We start from the raw sequence: 16,730 nt of genomic DNA on the forward strand, positions 1-16,730 counted from the left end.
CCTGCTCGTTGGTGGACTCGGCCGTGAGCGTCTTGGCCACCATGGCCTTGCCCGCGAGCTCCGGGTGGGCGCGGATGAGGCCCAGCTGCGGCTCGCGCCCGGCCTCGCGCAGCACCTCCACCAGCGCGCGTTTCAAATGCGCCAACGTGGCGAAGGGGCGCTTGCTCCAGGCCCTCTCCGCGATCCAGGGCGAGTGTTCGTAGACGCCGTCAAGCAGCTCGGTGAACCGGGCCTGCGAGGCACTGTTGAGGATGTCCAGCGTCAGCATCGCTCACTCCCACACGAAGGCCGTGTTGGCGTCGAAGGGGTGGTAGGTCTTCCAGTGGCGCGCGATGTCGATGCGCCGCGCCACCCACACGCGGTCATGCTGCTGCACATGGTCCAGGAAGCGCTGCAGCGCGCGCATGCGCCCGGGGCGGCCCAGCAGCCGGCAGTGCATGCCGATGCTCATCATCGACGGGCGCTCGTCGCCTTCGGCGTAATGCACGTCGAAGGCGTCGCGCAGGTACTCGAAGAACTCGTCGCCATGGCTGAAGCCCTGCGGCAGCGCGAAGCGCATGTCGTTGCAGTCCAGCGTGTAGGGCACCACCAGCTGCGGCGCCAGGCTGCCGTCGGTCTTCTTGACCTGCAGCCAGAAGGGCAGGTCGTCGCCGTAGTAGTCGCTGTCGTACTCGAAGCCGCCGTAGTCGGCCACCAGGCGGCGGGTGTTGGGGCTGTCGCGGCCGGTGTACCAGCCCAGGGCGCGCTGCCCGGTGAGCTGCTCGATGGCCTGCATGCCGAGCTGCATGTGCTCGCGCTCGGTGGCCTCGTCCAGGTTCTGGTAGTGAATCCAGCGCCAGCCGTGGCAAGCGATCTCGTGGCCCAGCTCGACGAAGGCGGCCGTGACCTCGGGGCAGCGCTGCAGTGCCATGCCCACGCCGAAGACGGTCAGCGGCAGGCCGCGGCGCTCGAACTCGCGCAGGATGCGCCACACGCCCACGCGCGAGCCGTACTCGTAGATGCCTTCCATCGAGAGGTGCCGCGCGGGGTAGGCCGCGGGGTTGAACATCTCGGAGAGGAACTGCTCGCTGCCGGCATCGCCGTGCAGCACGGAGTTCTCGCCGCCCTCCTCGTAGTTGAGGACGAACTGCACCGCGACGCGGGCATGGCCGGGCCAGCGGGCATGAGGGACGTTGCGGCCGTAACCGGCCAGGTCGCGGGGGTAGCGGTCAGGGGTCATGCGGTACTCCACTTGCCGCGGCTTTCGGGCCGCGAGAGTCAGTCCAGGCCGAAGACCTTTGCGGCCGGCCAGGGTCTTGGGTTTATTGCTGTTTCGCTTTGCTTGTGGAATGACCCGTTCGCACTGAGGTATCGAAGTGCGAATCCGTCAGGCTGTGATGGCGGCACTTCGGCAGGGGCCGTTCATCCTTCGATACCTCAGGACGAACGGAATGCCTCAATCGCGAGCGAGACACGGCGTCACTCCACCGGCTGCAGCGCCAGCGCCAGGTCGCTGGCGCGCGGGTTCAGGCGCAGGTTGCGCTCGACGTTGCCCAGGTGCTGCTCCACGAGCTTGACGGCCGCGCGCGCATCGCGGCGCTCCAGCGCGTCGACGATGGCCACATGCTCCTGCTGCGAGTGCTCGGCCGAGTGCGAGCTCTGGTACATCAGGCTGATGAGCGAGCTGCGCGAGAGCAGGTCCGTCAGCAGCTGCGCCAGCACCTCGTTGCCCAGCATGTTGGCCAGCACCACGTGGAAGTCCGCCAGCAGCCGCGTGCGCCCGGTCACGTCGGTGCGCGAGACGGCCGCGCGCTCGGCCTTGCAGTGCGCGCGCAGCTCGGCGATCTGCGCGTCGGTGATGCGCGTGCACAGCTGCCGGATCATGGCGCTCTCCAGCATCTTGCGCACCTCGAACACCTGGCGCGCCTCGTCCACGCTGGGCTGGGCCACGAAGGCGCCGCGCGCGGGTTCCAGCGTCACCAGGCGGTCGCGGCTGAGCTGGTTCAGCGCCTGGCGCACCAGCGTGCGCGAGACCTTGAAGATGTCGGCGATCTGCTGCTCGGCGAGCTTGGTGCCGGGCATGAGCCGGCGCTCGACGATGGCGCTGGTGATGGATTCGGCGATGCGCTGCGTGGCGCTGACCTCGGTGGCGCGGGACGACTTGGCCGACGAGGCCTTGGCCGGGGCGGCGGGGGCGACGAGCTGGAGCGGGCTGCGGCTGCGGGGCATGAGCGGTGGCAGGTTCGTGGATCGTGGAGTCGGTACTTCTCGGGCTTGGAACTGCGGACCAAAGTGTATACAGTTTGGCGTGCAATGGAAGCGTGCAAACCCGCATCCTTCAACTGCACCGGCGGCGCCGCCCGGCGCGCCGGGGCGGTGCGCCGCGCACCAGGCGCGGGCCGCCGCGGCTTTTTCATCTTTCAGGACGAACCATGGGAAAACTCAGCACCCACGTGCTCGACACCGCCAACGGCTGCCCGGCCGCGGGCATGCAGGTGACGCTGTTGCGCCTGCAGGCGGACGGCTCCACGCAGGAACTGCGCCGGCTCACGCTGGACCACGACGGCCGCGGCGGCGGCCCGCTGCTCGAAGGCGAGACGCTGCAGCGCGGGCGCTACCGCCTGGTGTTCTCGGTGGCGCCGTACTTCCGCGCGCGCGGCACGGCCATGCCCGAGCTGCCTTTCATCGACGAGGTGCCGCTGGACTTCGGCATCGACGACCCGGCCGGGCACTACCATGTGCCGCTGCTGGTCAGCCCCTGGAGCTACAGCACCTACCGCGGCTCCTGAGGCGCCCCGGCGCCAACCCTGCCCGCGCCCATGGCGCGAGCCTTGCGTGAACGTGGCTTTTCAAGGGGAGAAGTCATGACCCGAGCCCGCCCTGTCGCCGCAGCCGCCGCGCTGCTTTGGAGCCTGCAGGCCCTCGCCGCGCAGGCCGCCTGGCCCGAGAAGCCGGTGCGCCTCGTCGTCACCTTCGCCGCCGGCGGCGCCAGCGACATCGTGGCGCGCACCATCGCCGATCCGCTGGCGCGCGCGCTGGGCCAGCCGGTGGTGGTGGACAACAAGCCCGGCGCCGGCGGCACCATCGGCGGCTCGGAGGTGGCGCGCGCGCCGGCCGACGGCTACACGCTCATGCTCTCCAACTCCACGCCGCTGTCCATCGGCCCGTGGACGGTGCCGCGCCAGCCCTACGACCCCGCGAAGCAGTTCACGCACGTGGCGATGCTGGGCGTGGCGCCGGTGCTGTTCATGGCCCATCCCAAGTCCGGGCCGGCCAGCCTCAAGGACTTGCCCAAGGCCGCCGCCACGCCCGGCTACACCTTCGGCAGTGGCGGGCCCGGCTCCATCGGCCACATCGTGGGCGAGATGACCAAGGCCGCGCTGAAGGTGCGGATGACGCACGTGCCCTACCGCGGCGGCGCGCCCATGGCGACGGACCTCATCGCCGGCACCATCCCGCTGGGCATCGACGTCATCACCGCCTTCGTGCCCATGGTCAAGGCCGGGCAGATCCGCGGCCTGGCCGTGACCACGCGCGAACGCTCGCCGCTGCTGCCCGAGGTGCCCAGCGTGGTCGAGCTGGGCCTGCCGCAGCTGGTGGCCGAGAACTACTTCGGCGTCTCCGGCCCGGCCGGCCTGCCCAAGGACATCGTGGACAAGCTCTCCAAGGCGCTGGATCACATCGTGGCCGACCCGGCCACCGTCAGGCGCTTCACCGAACTGGGCATCACGCCCATGAAGCTGGGCCCCGAGCCCTTCGCCGCCTTCGTCGCGAAGCAGGCCGCCGAATGGGCGCCCGCCATCAAGGCGGCCGATCTCAAGCCCTGACACAGCCTCGCTCCTTCCGCTCAAGCAGCCTGCATGCGTGCAGGCCGTTCTTTCGTCGAAGGATGAACGGCACCGCACCAAGGTGCGGCCCCGGGGCGCGGCACACTGCGGCGTCTCTCTGACTCCGCAGGGTTCCTCATGACGCATGAGCTCAAGGCGATCGTGTTCGACGTGTTCGGCACGGTCGTGGACTGGCGCGGCAGCATTGCCGCCGACCTCGGCGCCTGGGGCGCGCGGCATGGCCTCGTCCGCGACTGGGCCGCGCTGGCCGACGACTGGCGCGCGCGCTACCAGCCGCAGATGGAGCGCGTGCGCAGCGGCGCCATCGGCTGGACCGTGCTCGACGCGCTGCACCGCCAGGCGCTGGACGAGCTGCTGCCGCTGCACGGCCTGCAGCAACTGGGCGAAGAGGAGCGGCGGTACATCAACCGCGTCTGGCATCGCCTCAATCCCTGGAGCGACGTGCGCGAGGGGCTGTGGCGGCTCAAGCAGCGCCACGTCATCGGCACGCTGTCCAACGGCAACGTGGCGCTGCTGGTGAACATGGCCAAGCAGGCCGGGCTGCCGTGGGACGTGGTGTTCTCCGCCGAGAGCTTCCAGGCCTACAAGCCGCTGCCCGAAACGTACCTGGGCGCGGCGCGGATGCTGGACCTGGCGCCCGATGAGCTGATGCTGTGCGCGGCCCACAACGACGACCTGGCCGCCGCCCGCGCGCAGGGCCTGCGCACCGCCTTCGTGGCCCGGCCCACCGAGTACGGCCCGCACCAGCGCAAGGACCTGGCGCCCGCGCAGGCCTGGGACGTGGTGGCGGCTGATTTCATCGAGCTGGCGGACAGGCTGGGCGCCTGAGCCGCGGCGGCGGGGCCAGGTGCTGGTTGCCGCCGCACCCTCGGGGCCGGCGCCTGGGCGCACCGGCCGCCATGCCTCAGGACTGCGGCTTGCGGCGCGTGATCCGCAGGCTCGCCAGCCCCAGGCCCACCAGCGCCAGCGAGGCCGGCTCGGGCACGGGCGCCGGACCGCCGACGCCAATGGTGAAGCCGTGCCAGAGCTCGCTGTTGAGGGTGCGCCAGCTCAGCGAGGTGAAGCTGCCCGTGAGCTTGATCGTGCCGTGGGGCTCGCCGCCGGTGGCGAGCAGCTGGTATTCGATGTTGCCGTCGCCCAGGTCCACCGGCAGCTTGGTGACGCTGCCGCAGGTGAAGTAGCCGCAGCCCTGGCTGAGGATGTCGAAGTCCTGCTCGAAGGCGTAGCCGTTGCCGTTGAGGCTGACGAACGAGAGGTAGATGTCGGAGACGGCCTGGGAGAAGGTGAGGGTCTGCCAGCCCGCGGCCCACGCGCCGATGATGTCCGTTGACGACGGCGCGTTCTTCACCTCGGCGCTGGTGTAGGGCGAGCTCGAGTCACGCGGGGTCCAGTAGTCCTCGCCGCCATCGGTTTGATAGAAGTAGACGCCGTTGCGGTTGGCGTTGGTGTAGGTCACGCCGACCGACATGCTGCCCACCCTGACCGTGCCCGTGCCGGTGAAGCTGGCGTCCGGCTCCCAGCCCCCGCCTTGCCAGTTCGTCCAGTTCACCGTGGTGGCTTGGGCGCCGACACCGGCCAGCGCCAGCGCCGCGGCGCCGAAGGTCTTGAGCAAGCCTGTCTTCATCGTCGTTCTCCCTTTGTTTGGGTTGTCCAGAAGGTTGAGGAGCGCCATGTCCTGCGGCACGCGGCAAGCGGGCGGCATGGCCGTTCGGGCGAGAACGGATCAGAACAGAACTTGTTTCAAAAAGTTTGACCTGTGTAAATAAATACTGTGAAAATTTACAGGTGATTTTGCGAGGCACGGGTTGGGGGGCTCTGCGATGGCAAGCCCCGTGTGTGGCGACACGCCGCTCGTGGCTAGCGTGCGCCCGGCGGGCCGAACAGCCGGGCCACGGGCTCGCCGCCGGGGCTGCCGTCGCAGTGCATGAAGCGCAGCACCTCGCCCATGCGCTGCCACTGCCGGAAATGCGCCTGGTACAGGTTCTGCGCCCGGTAAGCCTGGGCTTCGCCGGCGAGCGTGCTCGGGCAGCTGGCGAAGAGGGCGTCGCCGCGCTGCAGGAACTGCAGGTGGTGCACCAGTTCGTGGACGATGAAGGACTGGTCCGTCGGATCGCGCATGTCCAGCGTGTCGCGGTAGAGCACGCGGCGCCGGTCGGTGTCGTACACCGCCACCAGCGAGGCGCAGTCCTGCGGATGCCTGGGGCAAACGGTGGCCTGCAACTGGGCCGGCGGCAGCGGGACCAGCGCCGGCGGCGGCTCCCCGGCCGGACTGGGCAGGCCGGAAAGCCGGCTGGCCCAGCCCAGCAGGTCGGCGGCCAGGGGAGCGTCGATCAGGGCATGGCGCGCCGTGGCACTCCTGGGCGGGGCCTGGGCCGAGCTGGCCGCCAGCGTGTGGCGGTGCGTTGCCTCACCGGCTGCAAGGCTTGGGCCGCACGCCAGCACCAGCACCAGCGCCAAGCCGGCGAGCCGCGAGCGCGGGCGGGAAGGGGGCAGGTCGGCGTCCACGGCGCACTCCTTCTGGAGCTTGTCCGTGCCTCAGCAATCGCGCGGCCCGCTACCGTCGTCCGCCGCCGATCAGGGCCAAGCCGCTGGCGGTTCCCGCGGGGGGTGTACCGTCGCGCTGGGGCGCACCCACGCACCTGAGCGCGATGCTGGACTTCGGCCCCCGGGTCGGTGGACGGCTGGCTGTCGCAGCTGATCGCCAACACGCTCAACGCGCCGCAGCAGCCGGCCATCGCCCTTGACGCCGCCGCGCACGAGCTGCGCGTGGACGGCCAGCGCGTGGCCTTGACGCGGCTGGAATGCGAGGTGATGCAGTACCTGATGGAGCGCGCTGGCCAGGCCGTCAAGCGCGGCGACCTGCTCGACGACGTGTGGGGCCCGCGCTACGAGGGCGGCAGCAACGTCATCGACGTGGTGATCCTGGCGCTGCGCCGCAAGCTCGGCGTGCGCGCCCCGGCCATCGAGACGGTGACACGCTACGGGTATCGGCTGCGGCTGCCGTGAGCACTGCGGCAAGAATTGTCAACATGCAGGCAACGGTTTCCCCATTCCTGACTGGTCAGTGAGCCCTTAGTGAGCCCCCAAGAAACAATGCGGACTGCTCTCAGGGCGCCGCCACCCGGAACGCCACGCGCTGCCAGCGCCCGCGCTCGTCCAGCAGCGTCAGCGTGTGGCGCCCGGGGGGCAGCCGCAGCGTGACTGCCTCGCCCGCCGGGCCGCGCCGCTGCTGCACGCCCTCGAGCAGCCAGTACAGCCGCTCGCCCGGCGCCACATCGCCCTGGGCCCAGACGCGGATCTCCACCTCGGCCTGGCCCGGCACGGGTTTCAACAGGCTGCCCTCGTCCAGCCCGCTGATGCGCAGCGCGCTGCCGCTGTCGGCGCAGCCTGGCGCTGCCGCGCCGACCCAGGGCGCCAGCGCCGTCGGCCAGCGCGCCACGCTTTGGCCCTCCGTACCGCAGCCCGCGCCGAGCAGCCCGCCGCTGCGCTCGCGGTCCGGCAGCGTGGGCGGGGCGGCGCCGTCCAGCATCCAGCCGGTGCGCCGCACCAGGCAATGCGCCGGCGCGGTGGCCTGCACGCTCAAGCCCAGCGGCCAGCAGCTGTGCAGCGGCGCCACGCCCGGCGGCGGCACGCGCGCGGCTGGCGCCGCCTCGGCTTCGGGCAGCAGCGCCACCAGGTCCTGCAGCAGCGGCGCGGCGGTGTTGGCGCCGAAGAAGCCCGGGTTGGGCGTACCGTCGGGCCGCCCGACCCACACGCCCAGCGTGTGCTGCTCGGTCACGCCCACGGCCCAGGCGTCGCGAAAGCCGAAGCTGGTGCCGGTCTTCCAGGCCAGGCGGCGCAGGCCCTCGGTGAAGGGCCGCTCCGGATGGCCGCCGCCTTCGAGGATGTCGCGCACGATGAAGGCCGCGCCCGCGCTCATCAGCCGGCCTTCCACGCGCGGCGCCTCGGGGGTGAGCCGGGGGCGGCCGGACAGGCCGCCACGCGCCAGCGCCCGGTAGGCGCCGACCAGTTCCTCCAGCGTGGTCCCGGCGCCGCCCAGGATCAGGCTCAGGTTGGGCTCGGCGCCGGGCAGGCGCAGCCCCAGGCCGCCCGCGCGCAGCACGGCGGCAAAGCGCTGCGGCGTGAGGCGGTCCAGCAGGTCCACTGCCGGCACGTTGAGCGACTTCTGCAGCGCCTCGGCCACGCTCACCGGCCCGCTGAAGCTGGCCTGGAAATTCCCCGGCTGGTAGCCGCCGAAGGACTGCGGCGCGTCCACCAGCAGGCTCTCGGAGTGGATCAGGCCCTCGTCCAGCGCCAGCGCGTAAAGAAAAGGTTTCAGCGTCGAGCCCGGCGAGCGCACGGCCCGGGTCATGTCCACGTGGGCGGCGCGCTTCGGGTCAGCGAAATCCGCCGAGCCGGCGTAGGCCAGGACGTCGAGCGTGTCGTTGTCCATGACCAGCACCGCCATCGACACCCGCGGCGGCAGCGCCTCCACGCGGTCCAGCAGCAGCCGCTCCACGCCGGCCTGCAGCTCGGCCGACAGCGTGCTGCGCAGCAGGGGCGCGGGCGCGCCCCGGGCCGCGCCGCGCGCCTGCGCGCGCACGCGCTCGGCCGCCAGCGGCGCCAGCCACTGCGCGCGCAGCGGCTGCGCCGCCACCTGCTCCAGCCGCGCGTCGGCGACTGTGCGCGCGTCCCACACGCCCTGCGCCAGCAGCCGCTGCAGCACCTTGTCGCGCGCGGTCCGGGCAGCGGCGGGGTCGCGGTCCGGGCGCAGCCGCGAGGGCGCCTGGGGCAGGGCGGCCAGCAGCGCGGCCTCGGCGTGGCTCAGGTGCAGCGCGGGGCGGCCCAGGTAGCCGCGGCTGGCCATCTCCACGCCCTCGACGATGCCGCCCATGGGCGCGCGGTTGAGGTACAGGGTCAGGATCTCGCGCTTGGACAGCCGCAGCTCCAGCTGCAGCGCCCGCGCGATCTGGCGCGCCTTGGCGCGCAGGCTGCGGCTGGTGCCCGGCGGCGGCGGGTCGATGAGGCGCGCCACCTGCATGGTCAGCGTCGAGCCGCCGGAGACGATGCGCCCGTGCCGCAGCCACTGCCCGGCAGCGCGCGCCAGCGCCACCGGGTTCACGCCCGGGTGCCAATGGAACCAGCGGTCCTCGTAGCCGAGCAGGGCGTCCAGGTACAGCGGCGACACCTGCTCCGGCGTGACGGGCTGGCGCCAGATGCCGTCCGCGTCCGGCCAGGTGCGCAGCGGCGTGCCGTCGCGCGCGAGGACCACGGCGCCGGGAGCGTCCCGGGGAATCGGGGGCGGGAAGGCGAGATCGAGGGCGAGCAGCAGGGCCAGCAGGGCGGCCAAGGTGAGCTCGACAAGGCGGGGCTGGGTCATGGCGCGGCCAAGGTGGAGGCTGAGCAGTCGCGCCAGTTGGACAGCGGACGTTGGCCCGGAGGCTGAAGCGCTACACCTCCTACTTCGTCATTCCCGCGCAGGCGGGAACCCAGGCGGTCCCCAAGCCGGCCGTGAACAAATCGAGAGGCGTGCCATGGACGTTGGGCTTGTGGCGTTGCGCCTTCGCTCGCGCTCTGACGTAGGACCGCCTGGGTCCCCGCCTGCGCGGGGATGACGAAGTGGTGGGCGAGCCGCATCAGCTCACGGTCAGCGACCAATAGTCTTTCCCCGGACCGCGGCTCGCCTTTGCCCCATCACTGCGCCCCCGCCCCCCGCGGATCGTTGATCACCACCATGCCGCCGCCGGCACCCACCCCGCGCAGCTCGGGCCGGTACATGTCCTCCGCGAAGGGCGCGGGCACCACGAAGCGCCCCGGGCTGACCACGCGCAGCAGGTAGAACACCGGCAGCCAGTCGCCGTCCAGCCGCGCCGCGGCCACGTAGCGGTCGTCGCGGTACTCGCGGTGTTTCACCCTGCTGTCCGCCATCGCCGCCGCGACGTTGACGCCGCCGATCTGGAACTCCTCGGCCTTCGGCCCCTGCGACAGGTTCAGGTTCTCCACCTCCATGCCCACCGGCACGCGGTCCACGATCAGCCCGTCCTCGATGCGCCGGCTGGCGCGGGCCTGCACCCGCACGATCACCAGCTCGCCCACGTTCAGCGCCTGCCCGGCGGGCAGCGGCTGGCCCTTGGCATCGAACCACTCGCGCTGCAGCTCGATCACGTCGTTGCGTGCCGCCGGCGCCTTCAGCGGGTAGCCGCTGCTCTGCACCTCCACCATCAGCGGCCGCGTGTCCTGGTTCAGCAGCGACACGCCGCGCGAGAGCGCCGCCGCGTCCAGGCTGCGCTGCTCGACGCCCTTGGACGCCAGCGCCTGCACCGCGTCGCCCATGGCAAGCTGGGCCTTCCAGCCGTTGCCGTTGTTGCCGCTCCCGCCCGCGACGCCGGCCGCGCGCGCGGCCAGGAACAGCGCCAGCCGCTCCTGCGTGGAGAGGTAGCCGCGCCCGCCCAGCCGGTCCGCCGCGTCGAAGAACAGGTTCTCGCGCCGCGCGTGCTTCAGGTCGTGGCGGCCCAGCAGCGCATAGGCCAGCGCCAGGTCGCGCACCGGCGTGCCGTAGTCGCCCAGCCAGTCGCTGTCCCAGCCCGGACGCGTGCCCGGCAGGCCGTAGGGGCGCTGCAGCGCCTCGTCCAGCGCCGCCTGCGAGCGGGCCTCGTCGCCCATGAGCTTCAGCGCGATGGCCAAGTGCACCAGCGGCAGCGGCGAGCGCGCCTTGGCGCGCTGCTGGTCGTGCAGGTAGCGCAGCATCGCCAGCGGCGCCTTCTGGTCGCGCGCCAGGATGTAGCCCGCATGCGCCAGCTCGGCGAAGCGCTGGTGGCTGTCGCGCAGCAGGTTGCGGTCGCGGTTGCTGAGTCCCCCGGCGTCCACGCCGCTGGCGCTGGACGCCGCCGCGCGCGGCCCGCTGGCGCTGATCGCGGCCTGCAGCGCCGCCGGCAGCTGCGGGAAGCGGTTCGGTGCCTGCTGCAGCTCCTGCAGCAGCCAGCCCTGGGCCTTGCGGTACAAGGCGTCCGGCACGCTGAAACCCTGGTCGCGCGCGTCCTGCATGAAGCCCAGCACGTAGGCCGACAGCCAGGTCTCGTAGCCGCCGTCGCCCCACAGGCTGAAACCGCCGTTGGCCTTCTGCATCCCCGCCAGCCGGCCCAGCGCGCCCTCCACGAACTGTGCCCGCTCCTCGCGGCTGCGGGGCTTGAGCCCCAGCGCCTGGGCCTGCGCCTCGTCGATGAACAGGTGCGGGTAGGCCGCGCTGGTGGTCTGCTCCAGGCAGCCATAGGGATAGTCCAGCAAGCCCTGCACCAGCGGGCGCAGGTTCAGCGGCGGCTTGTCCGACACCGCCAGCGACAGCGCCGCCGAGCCCGGGTGGAAGCGCGCCAGCGCCTGCGCGTCCAGCTTCAGTGACTCGCCCGGCTGCAGCCGCAGGCGTCGTATCTCCGTTTCGGCCGGCGTGGCCGGCTGCACCTGCAGCACCGACTCGCGCTGGATGCGCAGGCCGCTGGCACTGGCCACCTGCAGCCGCAGCCGGCCCAGGCCGTAGGCGTCGGTGGCCTCCACCGGGAAGCGCAGCGTGGCGCGCTGCTGGTGCTTGAGCGACAGCGTCTGCGCCGTGCCGCCCACGCGTACCGGCTCGGCGCCCTGCAGGCTGACCTTCAGCTCCTGCGGCGCGCCGCTGAGGTTGGTCAGCTCCAGTGCGATGAAGGCGCTGTCGCCGGGCGCGATGAAGCGCGGCGTTGCCAGCTCCGCCACCAGCGGCGCGGCCGACACCACTTCCGCGTCCGCCTTGCCGAAGCGGTCCGCGCCCGCCACCACCGCCATCAGGCGCAGCGTGCCGTTGAAGTCCGGGATGTCCAGCGCGATGGCGGCCTCGCCCTGGGCATCGAGCGCCACCGGCCCGCTGAACAGCTCCACCAGCCGCACCTTCTTGGGCAGGCTCTTGCTGTCGCGCATCCCGGCGTCGCCGCCCCAGCGCAGCCGCGCCGTGCTGCCCTCCATCTTCTCGATGAGCTTGCCGTAGAGGTCGAGCTGCTCGGCGGCGTAGCGGTGCCGGCCGAAGAAGAAGTCCAGCGGGTCCGGCGTGGCGAAGCGGGTGATGTTGAGGATGCCCACGTCCACCGCGTACAGCGTCACCAGCGCCGGCTGCCCATCGAGCCCGTCGGCTTTCACGCGCACGGTGGCGCGCGTTTCGGGCAGCACCTTGGCCGGCGCCTGGATCGCCACTTTCAGCTGCCGCTCCGTGCGCGCCAGCGGCAGGTGCATCAGGCCCACCGCGCGCGCCGGCGTGACGCGCTCGCCGCGGCTGCCCGGGCGCAGCGCCGTCACGCCCACGTACAGGTCATGCCGCGCCCAGGCCGGGTCGATGGGGATGTCCAGGCGCGTGCCCGAGGCGCGCACGTCGATGCGCTGGCTCCACAGCAGCCGGTCGCCCTCAACCGTGACCAGCGCCGTGCCGTCGTGCGGCGGCGTGATGCTCAGCTGCGCGCGCTCGCCCGCCTTCAGCGGCGCCCGCGCCAGCTTCAATTGCACGCGGTCGGGGCGGTTGCCCACGTCCTGCGCCTCCTGCGCGCCCCAGCCGGCGTAGAAGCGGTAGCGCAGCGTCAGGCCGGTCTCGGGGTCGTCCACCTCCAGCCGGTAGCGGCCCCAGCGCACCGGCAGCGTCAGCCGCGTGCGCTCGCCCTGCAGCGCCACCTGGCCGGACTCGATCAGCTCGTCGGTCTCGGTGTAGCCCGAGTGCCAGCCCTTCTGGTCGTCATGGCGCCAGTAGTACTGCCGGTCCTCGCGCACCAGGCGCAGCGGCGCCTTCTTCAGCGGCTGCGGTTTGCCATTCACGTCCACGCGGATCAGCTCGAAGCCGACCGTGCTGTTCTCCGGCGCCACTTGGCCATCGAACAGCGGACGCACCGCCAGCAGCTTGGGCGCCGGCCACAGCACGCGCTCGATGGAGCGCACCACCGGCCGGCCGCCGCTCTCCAGCAGGCTGAAGCTGCCGCGCACCAGCATGGGCGAGTCCGGGCGCAGGTCCGGCAGCGGCAGCGTCACCTCGGTGCGGCCCTGCGCGTCCAGCTCCTGCTCGCCCACCTCCTGGCGCCGGGCCAGCTCGTCGTCGGCAAAGTCGCCGAAGACGAAGCCGGGCCATTTCTGGGGCAGGGCGAGGGGCTGGCGCGCGGTGGCCGCCGCCACCAGCAGGCGGTTGCCCGCGGCCGGGGCGCCGAACAGGTAGTCGCCGCGCACCGCCACTTCGAAGGCTTCGCCGGGCAGCAGCACCGGGCGGGCGGTGCTCAGTTCCAGCTTCATGCGCTCGGGCAGGAACTCCTCGACCTGGAATTTCCACGCCGCGTCCGCGCGCTTGGCGCCTGGGTCGGCGCGCAGCTCCAGCAGCCAGCTGCCGGTGGGCGCGTCCGGCGGCAGCGCCACGGCATGCCGCAGGTAGCCCGGAAACTTCTCCTCCGGCTTCCACACGCTGGTGCTGACGCTGCGGCCGTCGGGGCGCTTGAGCGTGGCCGTCAGCGGCTGCGGCGGCAGCGGCTTGCCGTCGGCGTCGCGCATCAGCACCGACAGCTCGAAACGCTCGCCGGGCCGGTACAGGTCGCGCCCGGCGTACACGAACAGCTTGGTGTTGCGCGAGGGATGGCCGTTGATCTCGAACTCCGACAGGTCCAGCCCCGGCGCGCGCAGCGCCAGCACGCTCATGGCGCCCTGGTGCTCGTCGCCGTAGCGCGCCACCAGCAGCGCGGCGGTGTCGAAGGCGCCGTCGAAGTGGGCGTGGCCCTCGCTGTCGCCCTGGGCGCGCGCCAGGCTGCGCCCGTTCTCGTCCAGCAGCTCGAACTGCAGGCCGCGCAGCGCTTCGGCACTCTTGAGCGAGGTGGAAAAGGCGTCCAGCGAGCCGGCGTAGCGCCGCGCCTGCAGCCCGATGTCGCTGACGTAGAAGTAGGTGACCTGGTACTCGCTGTCGAAGCGCCCGGGCTGGCCCATCACCGCGATGTAGACGCCGGGCTCCTGCAGCTCCCTGATCCCCTCCACCGGAATGAAGCTGACATGGCGGCGGTTGGGCGTGTCGTCGGTGGCGAAGCGGCCCAGGTAGACGCTGCGTGCGCTCTGGCGCAGCTGGTCCAGCTCCCAGCCGCCGACCAGGCCCTGCAGGCGGCGGCCGGGCGGTTCGTAGCCGCCGCCGCGCCCCTCGCTGTCGCCCTCGGCGTTGCCTTCCGCGTCCGCGTCGCGCGCGCCCTTGCGCCCGCCCGCGACGCGCTCCAGGAAGCGCGGCAGCTGCTCCGGCGTCACGCGCAGGAACTGCACGTCCACCTCCGGCACGTTGACCGTGACCACGGGCAGGCCGCCGTTCTGGCCGGCGGGCAGCACCACGCCGCGGCTGGCGAAGAAGAAAGAGGGCGGCATGGCCTCGCTGACCACCTCGCAGCGGTGCGCGTCGGCCAGCGCGCGCCCGTCCTGCGCCTTCACGCCGGCATCGACCTCGATGCGGAAGCGCCGCTGCGGCTGGATGAAGGGGAAGTAGACCAGGCGCGGGTTGTCGCCCACCACCCAGCCGCCCTGCAGCAGCTTTTCATCGGGCGCGGAGCCGGCGGCGGAGGCCGGCTGCTCGGCGCTGCGCTCCCGGGCTTCGCCGTCGGCCTTGGCCGGGCCCAGGTCCACCACGCGCAAGGCCCGGCTGAAATCCTGCCGGGCGTCCACCGGCTGGGAGAACACCACGGCCAGCGCCGGGCGGTCATCAAGCAGGCGCGGCTTGCAGTCCAGCGTGGTGAAGGGCGCATCCGGGTCGGACAGCGCGGCGGGCGCCGCCGACAGCCGTTGCTCGTGCCACCACCAGGCGCCTATCGCCAGGGCCGCCAGGAGCAGCACCACGGCGAACGCGATCCCCCGCTTGCCTCCCACCACGCTCTGCACCATGGGCTTCTCCCGCAGCTGGACGTTGACGTGCAACGCGCAAGGTAGCGCCGGCGCCGACCGCGGGACATGGGCGGATGTGACTGGTCTTGTGCCGAAGGCCACGGCGATGCGCCGGGCCGGTTGCATCGCTTGCCTACCGATGCAGCCCGGCGCGGCGCCTCAGCCCCGCGCGCACGGAGGGCGGCGGGGGCCGCCCATACTGGCGCGATGACCCGACTGGCGAACATCGACTTCTCCGCCGACTCGCTGCTGGTGGCGCGGCAGCTCATCGGCGTGACCCTGCTCATCGACGGCGTGGGCGGCCTCATCGTCGAGACCGAGGCCTACGACCAGAGCGACCCGGCCTCGCACACCTACGCCGGCCGCACGCCGCGCAATGCCTCCATGTTCGGCCCGCCGGCGCACGCCTACGTCTACCGCTCCTACGGCATGCACTGGTGCATGAACTTCGTGTGCCGCGAGCCCGGGCATGGCGCCGGGGTGCTGATCCGCGCGCTGGAGCCCACGCAGGGGCTGGAGCTGATGCGCGAGCGCCGTGGCCTGGACAAGCTGGAGTTGCTGTGCGCCGGCCCCGGGCGGCTGGCGCAGGCGCTGGGCATCACGCGGGCGCTGGACGGTCAGGCGCTGGACGCGCCGCCGTTTCAGCTGTTGCCCGGGCCGCCGGAGCCGGTGGAGCTGTTGATCGGGCCGCGCATCGGCATCAGCAAGGCGGCGCACGAGTTGTGGCGGTTCGGATTGAAGGGGTCGAAATTTCTCAGCAAGGGGTTTACTTGAGGGATTTCGGGTCTGGCGAAAGGGCCGGGTGCTTGAGGAATTTCAGGCGCAGGCCGTAGCTGAGCCGTCCCGCCTGCTATTTCGTCATTCCCGCGCAGGCGGGAACCCAGGGAGTCCCCAAGCGGGCCGTCAGTAGACGTGGCAGCGGGCCCGTATTTCGAATGTCGTAATGCCTGCGTCAACTCTTGCGATCCGACGTGGGACCGCCTAGGTTCCCGCCTGCGCGGGAATGACGAAGTAGGGTGCGAGCTATTTCAGCCGATGGGCTGCCCAAGCTTCAATAGGTCAATGCAAAGCGAGGCTCGGCAACTCGCAACTTGAATTCAAGGCAATTTGCCTTCCTTCTCCAATCGATCCAGCATTTTCGGAATGAACCTTTCGCACACCGCCTGATTGGCTGCGTATTCCTCTTCCGAATCGAACTGGTCGTGCTGCGCGCGCACCTTGCCGAATTCCTGCAGTGCGAGGCGGACGGTTTCCTGGCCGCGCTGCGGCGCGTCCAGGGCCGTGAGCATGGCGAAGCGTTCCTTGAACACCGCGCCCAGCCGCTCGGGCGATTCCTCCAGCCACTTCCGGTAGATCGCCAGGTGGTTCATCTCGTGCGCGTGCACATGGTCGTAGGCACAGGGGCTGTCCTTGAGCTCGCTGGCGATGTGCACGGTGGTCTTCTGGTAGCCCACCTCCAGTTCCAGCGCCGGGCAGCCCTGGACGTCCTTGCGCCAGTAGGCGGTGACGCGGCTTTCGGCGTAGGTGGAACCCAGGCCGTAGCTGCGCTGGGTCAGCGGCAGCGAGGAATTGCGGTTCAGCGCCGTGACCACGCGCACGTCGCCGGAATCGTCCTCGGCATGAGTCAAGGGCAAAGTCCGCACGCTGACCTGCGGCTGGCAGCTCGAATTGCCAGCGGCCGGCGCGGCGTGACAAATTGCCGCGGAGAAAATCAGAAACGCGGACGCAGCGAGGCGCACACTCCAGGACATAGAGCGCATGGGTCGATTCCGTGAATCCCCCGTCCCCTGACGAGGGAGGCCGCAGCGGCACTATTTCTCGAAAATGCCCCAATCCCTCAGGACATCAAAAGACCATGCGCGCTCCGGCTTGCTGACGGCCTTATTCGGCCGGGGCGGCAGGCTTTATAGGTTCAATTGTTTTCGAGATGTCGGCCCCTGTAACCAAACTTTGGTCACATGCTCAGGCTTTCATGCCGCCCTTTTGGGGGAACCGTGAATTTGTCCTCAATCGGCCGGCGGGGTGATGGCG

Annotated in this window: 13 protein-coding genes; 5 read left to right on the top strand and 8 right to left on the bottom strand. The window is 71.4% G+C overall.

Annotated features, from left to right (window positions below):
• The 3 genes from HHL10_RS22085 to HHL10_RS22095 form a co-directional block, all read right to left on the bottom strand.
• A partial coding sequence (locus HHL10_RS22085; protein ID WP_310734649.1) for a 2-oxo-4-hydroxy-4-carboxy-5-ureidoimidazoline decarboxylase occupies nt 1-268 on the bottom strand: 268 nt, incomplete at its 3' end.
• Nucleotides 269-271: 3 nt separating this feature from the next.
• Nucleotides 272-1,219, bottom strand: a complete 948-nt coding sequence (gene puuE, locus HHL10_RS22090; RefSeq protein WP_169162571.1) for an allantoinase PuuE — start codon at nt 1,217-1,219, stop codon at nt 272-274.
• A 239-nt stretch (nt 1,220-1,458) separates the two neighbouring features.
• A complete protein-coding gene (locus HHL10_RS22095; RefSeq protein WP_169162572.1) occupies nt 1,459-2,208 on the bottom strand; it encodes a GntR family transcriptional regulator in 750 nt (249 codons plus the stop codon).
• A 203-nt stretch (nt 2,209-2,411) separates the two neighbouring features.
• Between HHL10_RS22095 and uraH the strand changes: the two genes are divergently transcribed.
• The 3 genes from uraH to HHL10_RS22110 all read left to right on the top strand — a co-directional run bounded on the left by uraH (nt 2,412) and on the right by HHL10_RS22110 (nt 4,655).
• Nucleotides 2,412-2,768, top strand: a complete 357-nt coding sequence (gene uraH / locus HHL10_RS22100) for a hydroxyisourate hydrolase (protein ID WP_169162573.1) — start codon at nt 2,412-2,414, stop codon at nt 2,766-2,768.
• 75 nt (nt 2,769-2,843) lie between these two features.
• The gene (locus HHL10_RS22105; protein ID WP_169162574.1) at nt 2,844-3,806 is read left to right on the top strand and encodes a Bug family tripartite tricarboxylate transporter substrate binding protein; all 963 of its coding nucleotides are present in this window, start codon (nt 2,844-2,846) and stop codon (nt 3,804-3,806) included.
• A 138-nt stretch (nt 3,807-3,944) separates the two neighbouring features.
• Nucleotides 3,945-4,655, top strand: a complete 711-nt coding sequence (locus HHL10_RS22110) for a haloacid dehalogenase type II (RefSeq protein WP_169162575.1) — start codon at nt 3,945-3,947, stop codon at nt 4,653-4,655.
• Nucleotides 4,656-4,731: 76 nt separating this feature from the next.
• On the opposite strand, the gene HHL10_RS22115 is transcribed toward HHL10_RS22110, so the two are convergent.
• Nucleotides 4,732-5,451, bottom strand: a complete 720-nt coding sequence (locus tag HHL10_RS22115; protein WP_205833159.1) for a PEP-CTERM sorting domain-containing protein — start codon at nt 5,449-5,451, stop codon at nt 4,732-4,734.
• A gap of 233 nt (nt 5,452-5,684) precedes the next feature.
• Nucleotides 5,685-6,332: a DUF6647 family protein gene (locus tag HHL10_RS22120; RefSeq protein ID WP_169162577.1), complete on the bottom strand. Its 648-nt coding sequence runs from the start codon at nt 6,330-6,332 to the stop codon at nt 5,685-5,687.
• A 168-nt stretch (nt 6,333-6,500) separates the two neighbouring features.
• Here HHL10_RS22120 and HHL10_RS30695 point away from each other — a divergent pair, with 168 nt between their 5' ends.
• Nucleotides 6,501-6,833 carry a winged helix-turn-helix domain-containing protein gene (locus HHL10_RS30695; protein ID WP_169162578.1) on the top strand — a complete coding sequence of 111 codons (333 nt, stop codon included), beginning with the start codon at nt 6,501-6,503 and terminating at the stop codon, nt 6,831-6,833.
• 100 nt (nt 6,834-6,933) lie between these two features.
• On the opposite strand, the gene pbpC is transcribed toward HHL10_RS30695, so the two are convergent.
• Entirely contained in the window at nt 6,934-9,186 is a 2,253-nt protein-coding gene (gene pbpC, locus HHL10_RS22130; RefSeq protein WP_169162579.1) for a penicillin-binding protein 1C, read from the bottom strand.
• Between the two features lie 314 nt (nt 9,187-9,500).
• Complete coding sequence (locus tag HHL10_RS22135; RefSeq protein ID WP_169162580.1) at nt 9,501-14,699, bottom strand: alpha-2-macroglobulin family protein; 5,199 nt, start codon at nt 14,697-14,699, stop codon at nt 9,501-9,503.
• A gap of 207 nt (nt 14,700-14,906) precedes the next feature.
• On the opposite strand from HHL10_RS22135, the gene HHL10_RS22140 reads away from it, so the two are divergent.
• Nucleotides 14,907-15,473, top strand: coding sequence for a DNA-3-methyladenine glycosylase (locus HHL10_RS22140; RefSeq protein ID WP_169162581.1), 567 nt, complete (start codon nt 14,907-14,909; stop codon nt 15,471-15,473).
• Nucleotides 15,474-15,796: 323 nt separating this feature from the next.
• Here HHL10_RS22140 and HHL10_RS22145 read toward each other — a convergent pair whose 3' ends face one another.
• Complete coding sequence (locus HHL10_RS22145) at nt 15,797-16,327, bottom strand: hypothetical protein (protein ID WP_169162582.1); 531 nt, start codon at nt 16,325-16,327, stop codon at nt 15,797-15,799.
• Nucleotides 16,328-16,730: the final 403 nt, after the last annotated feature.

This window comes from Azohydromonas caseinilytica, from assembly GCF_012927045.1.
Lineage (GTDB): Bacteria > Pseudomonadota > Gammaproteobacteria > Burkholderiales > Burkholderiaceae_C > Azohydromonas > Azohydromonas caseinilytica.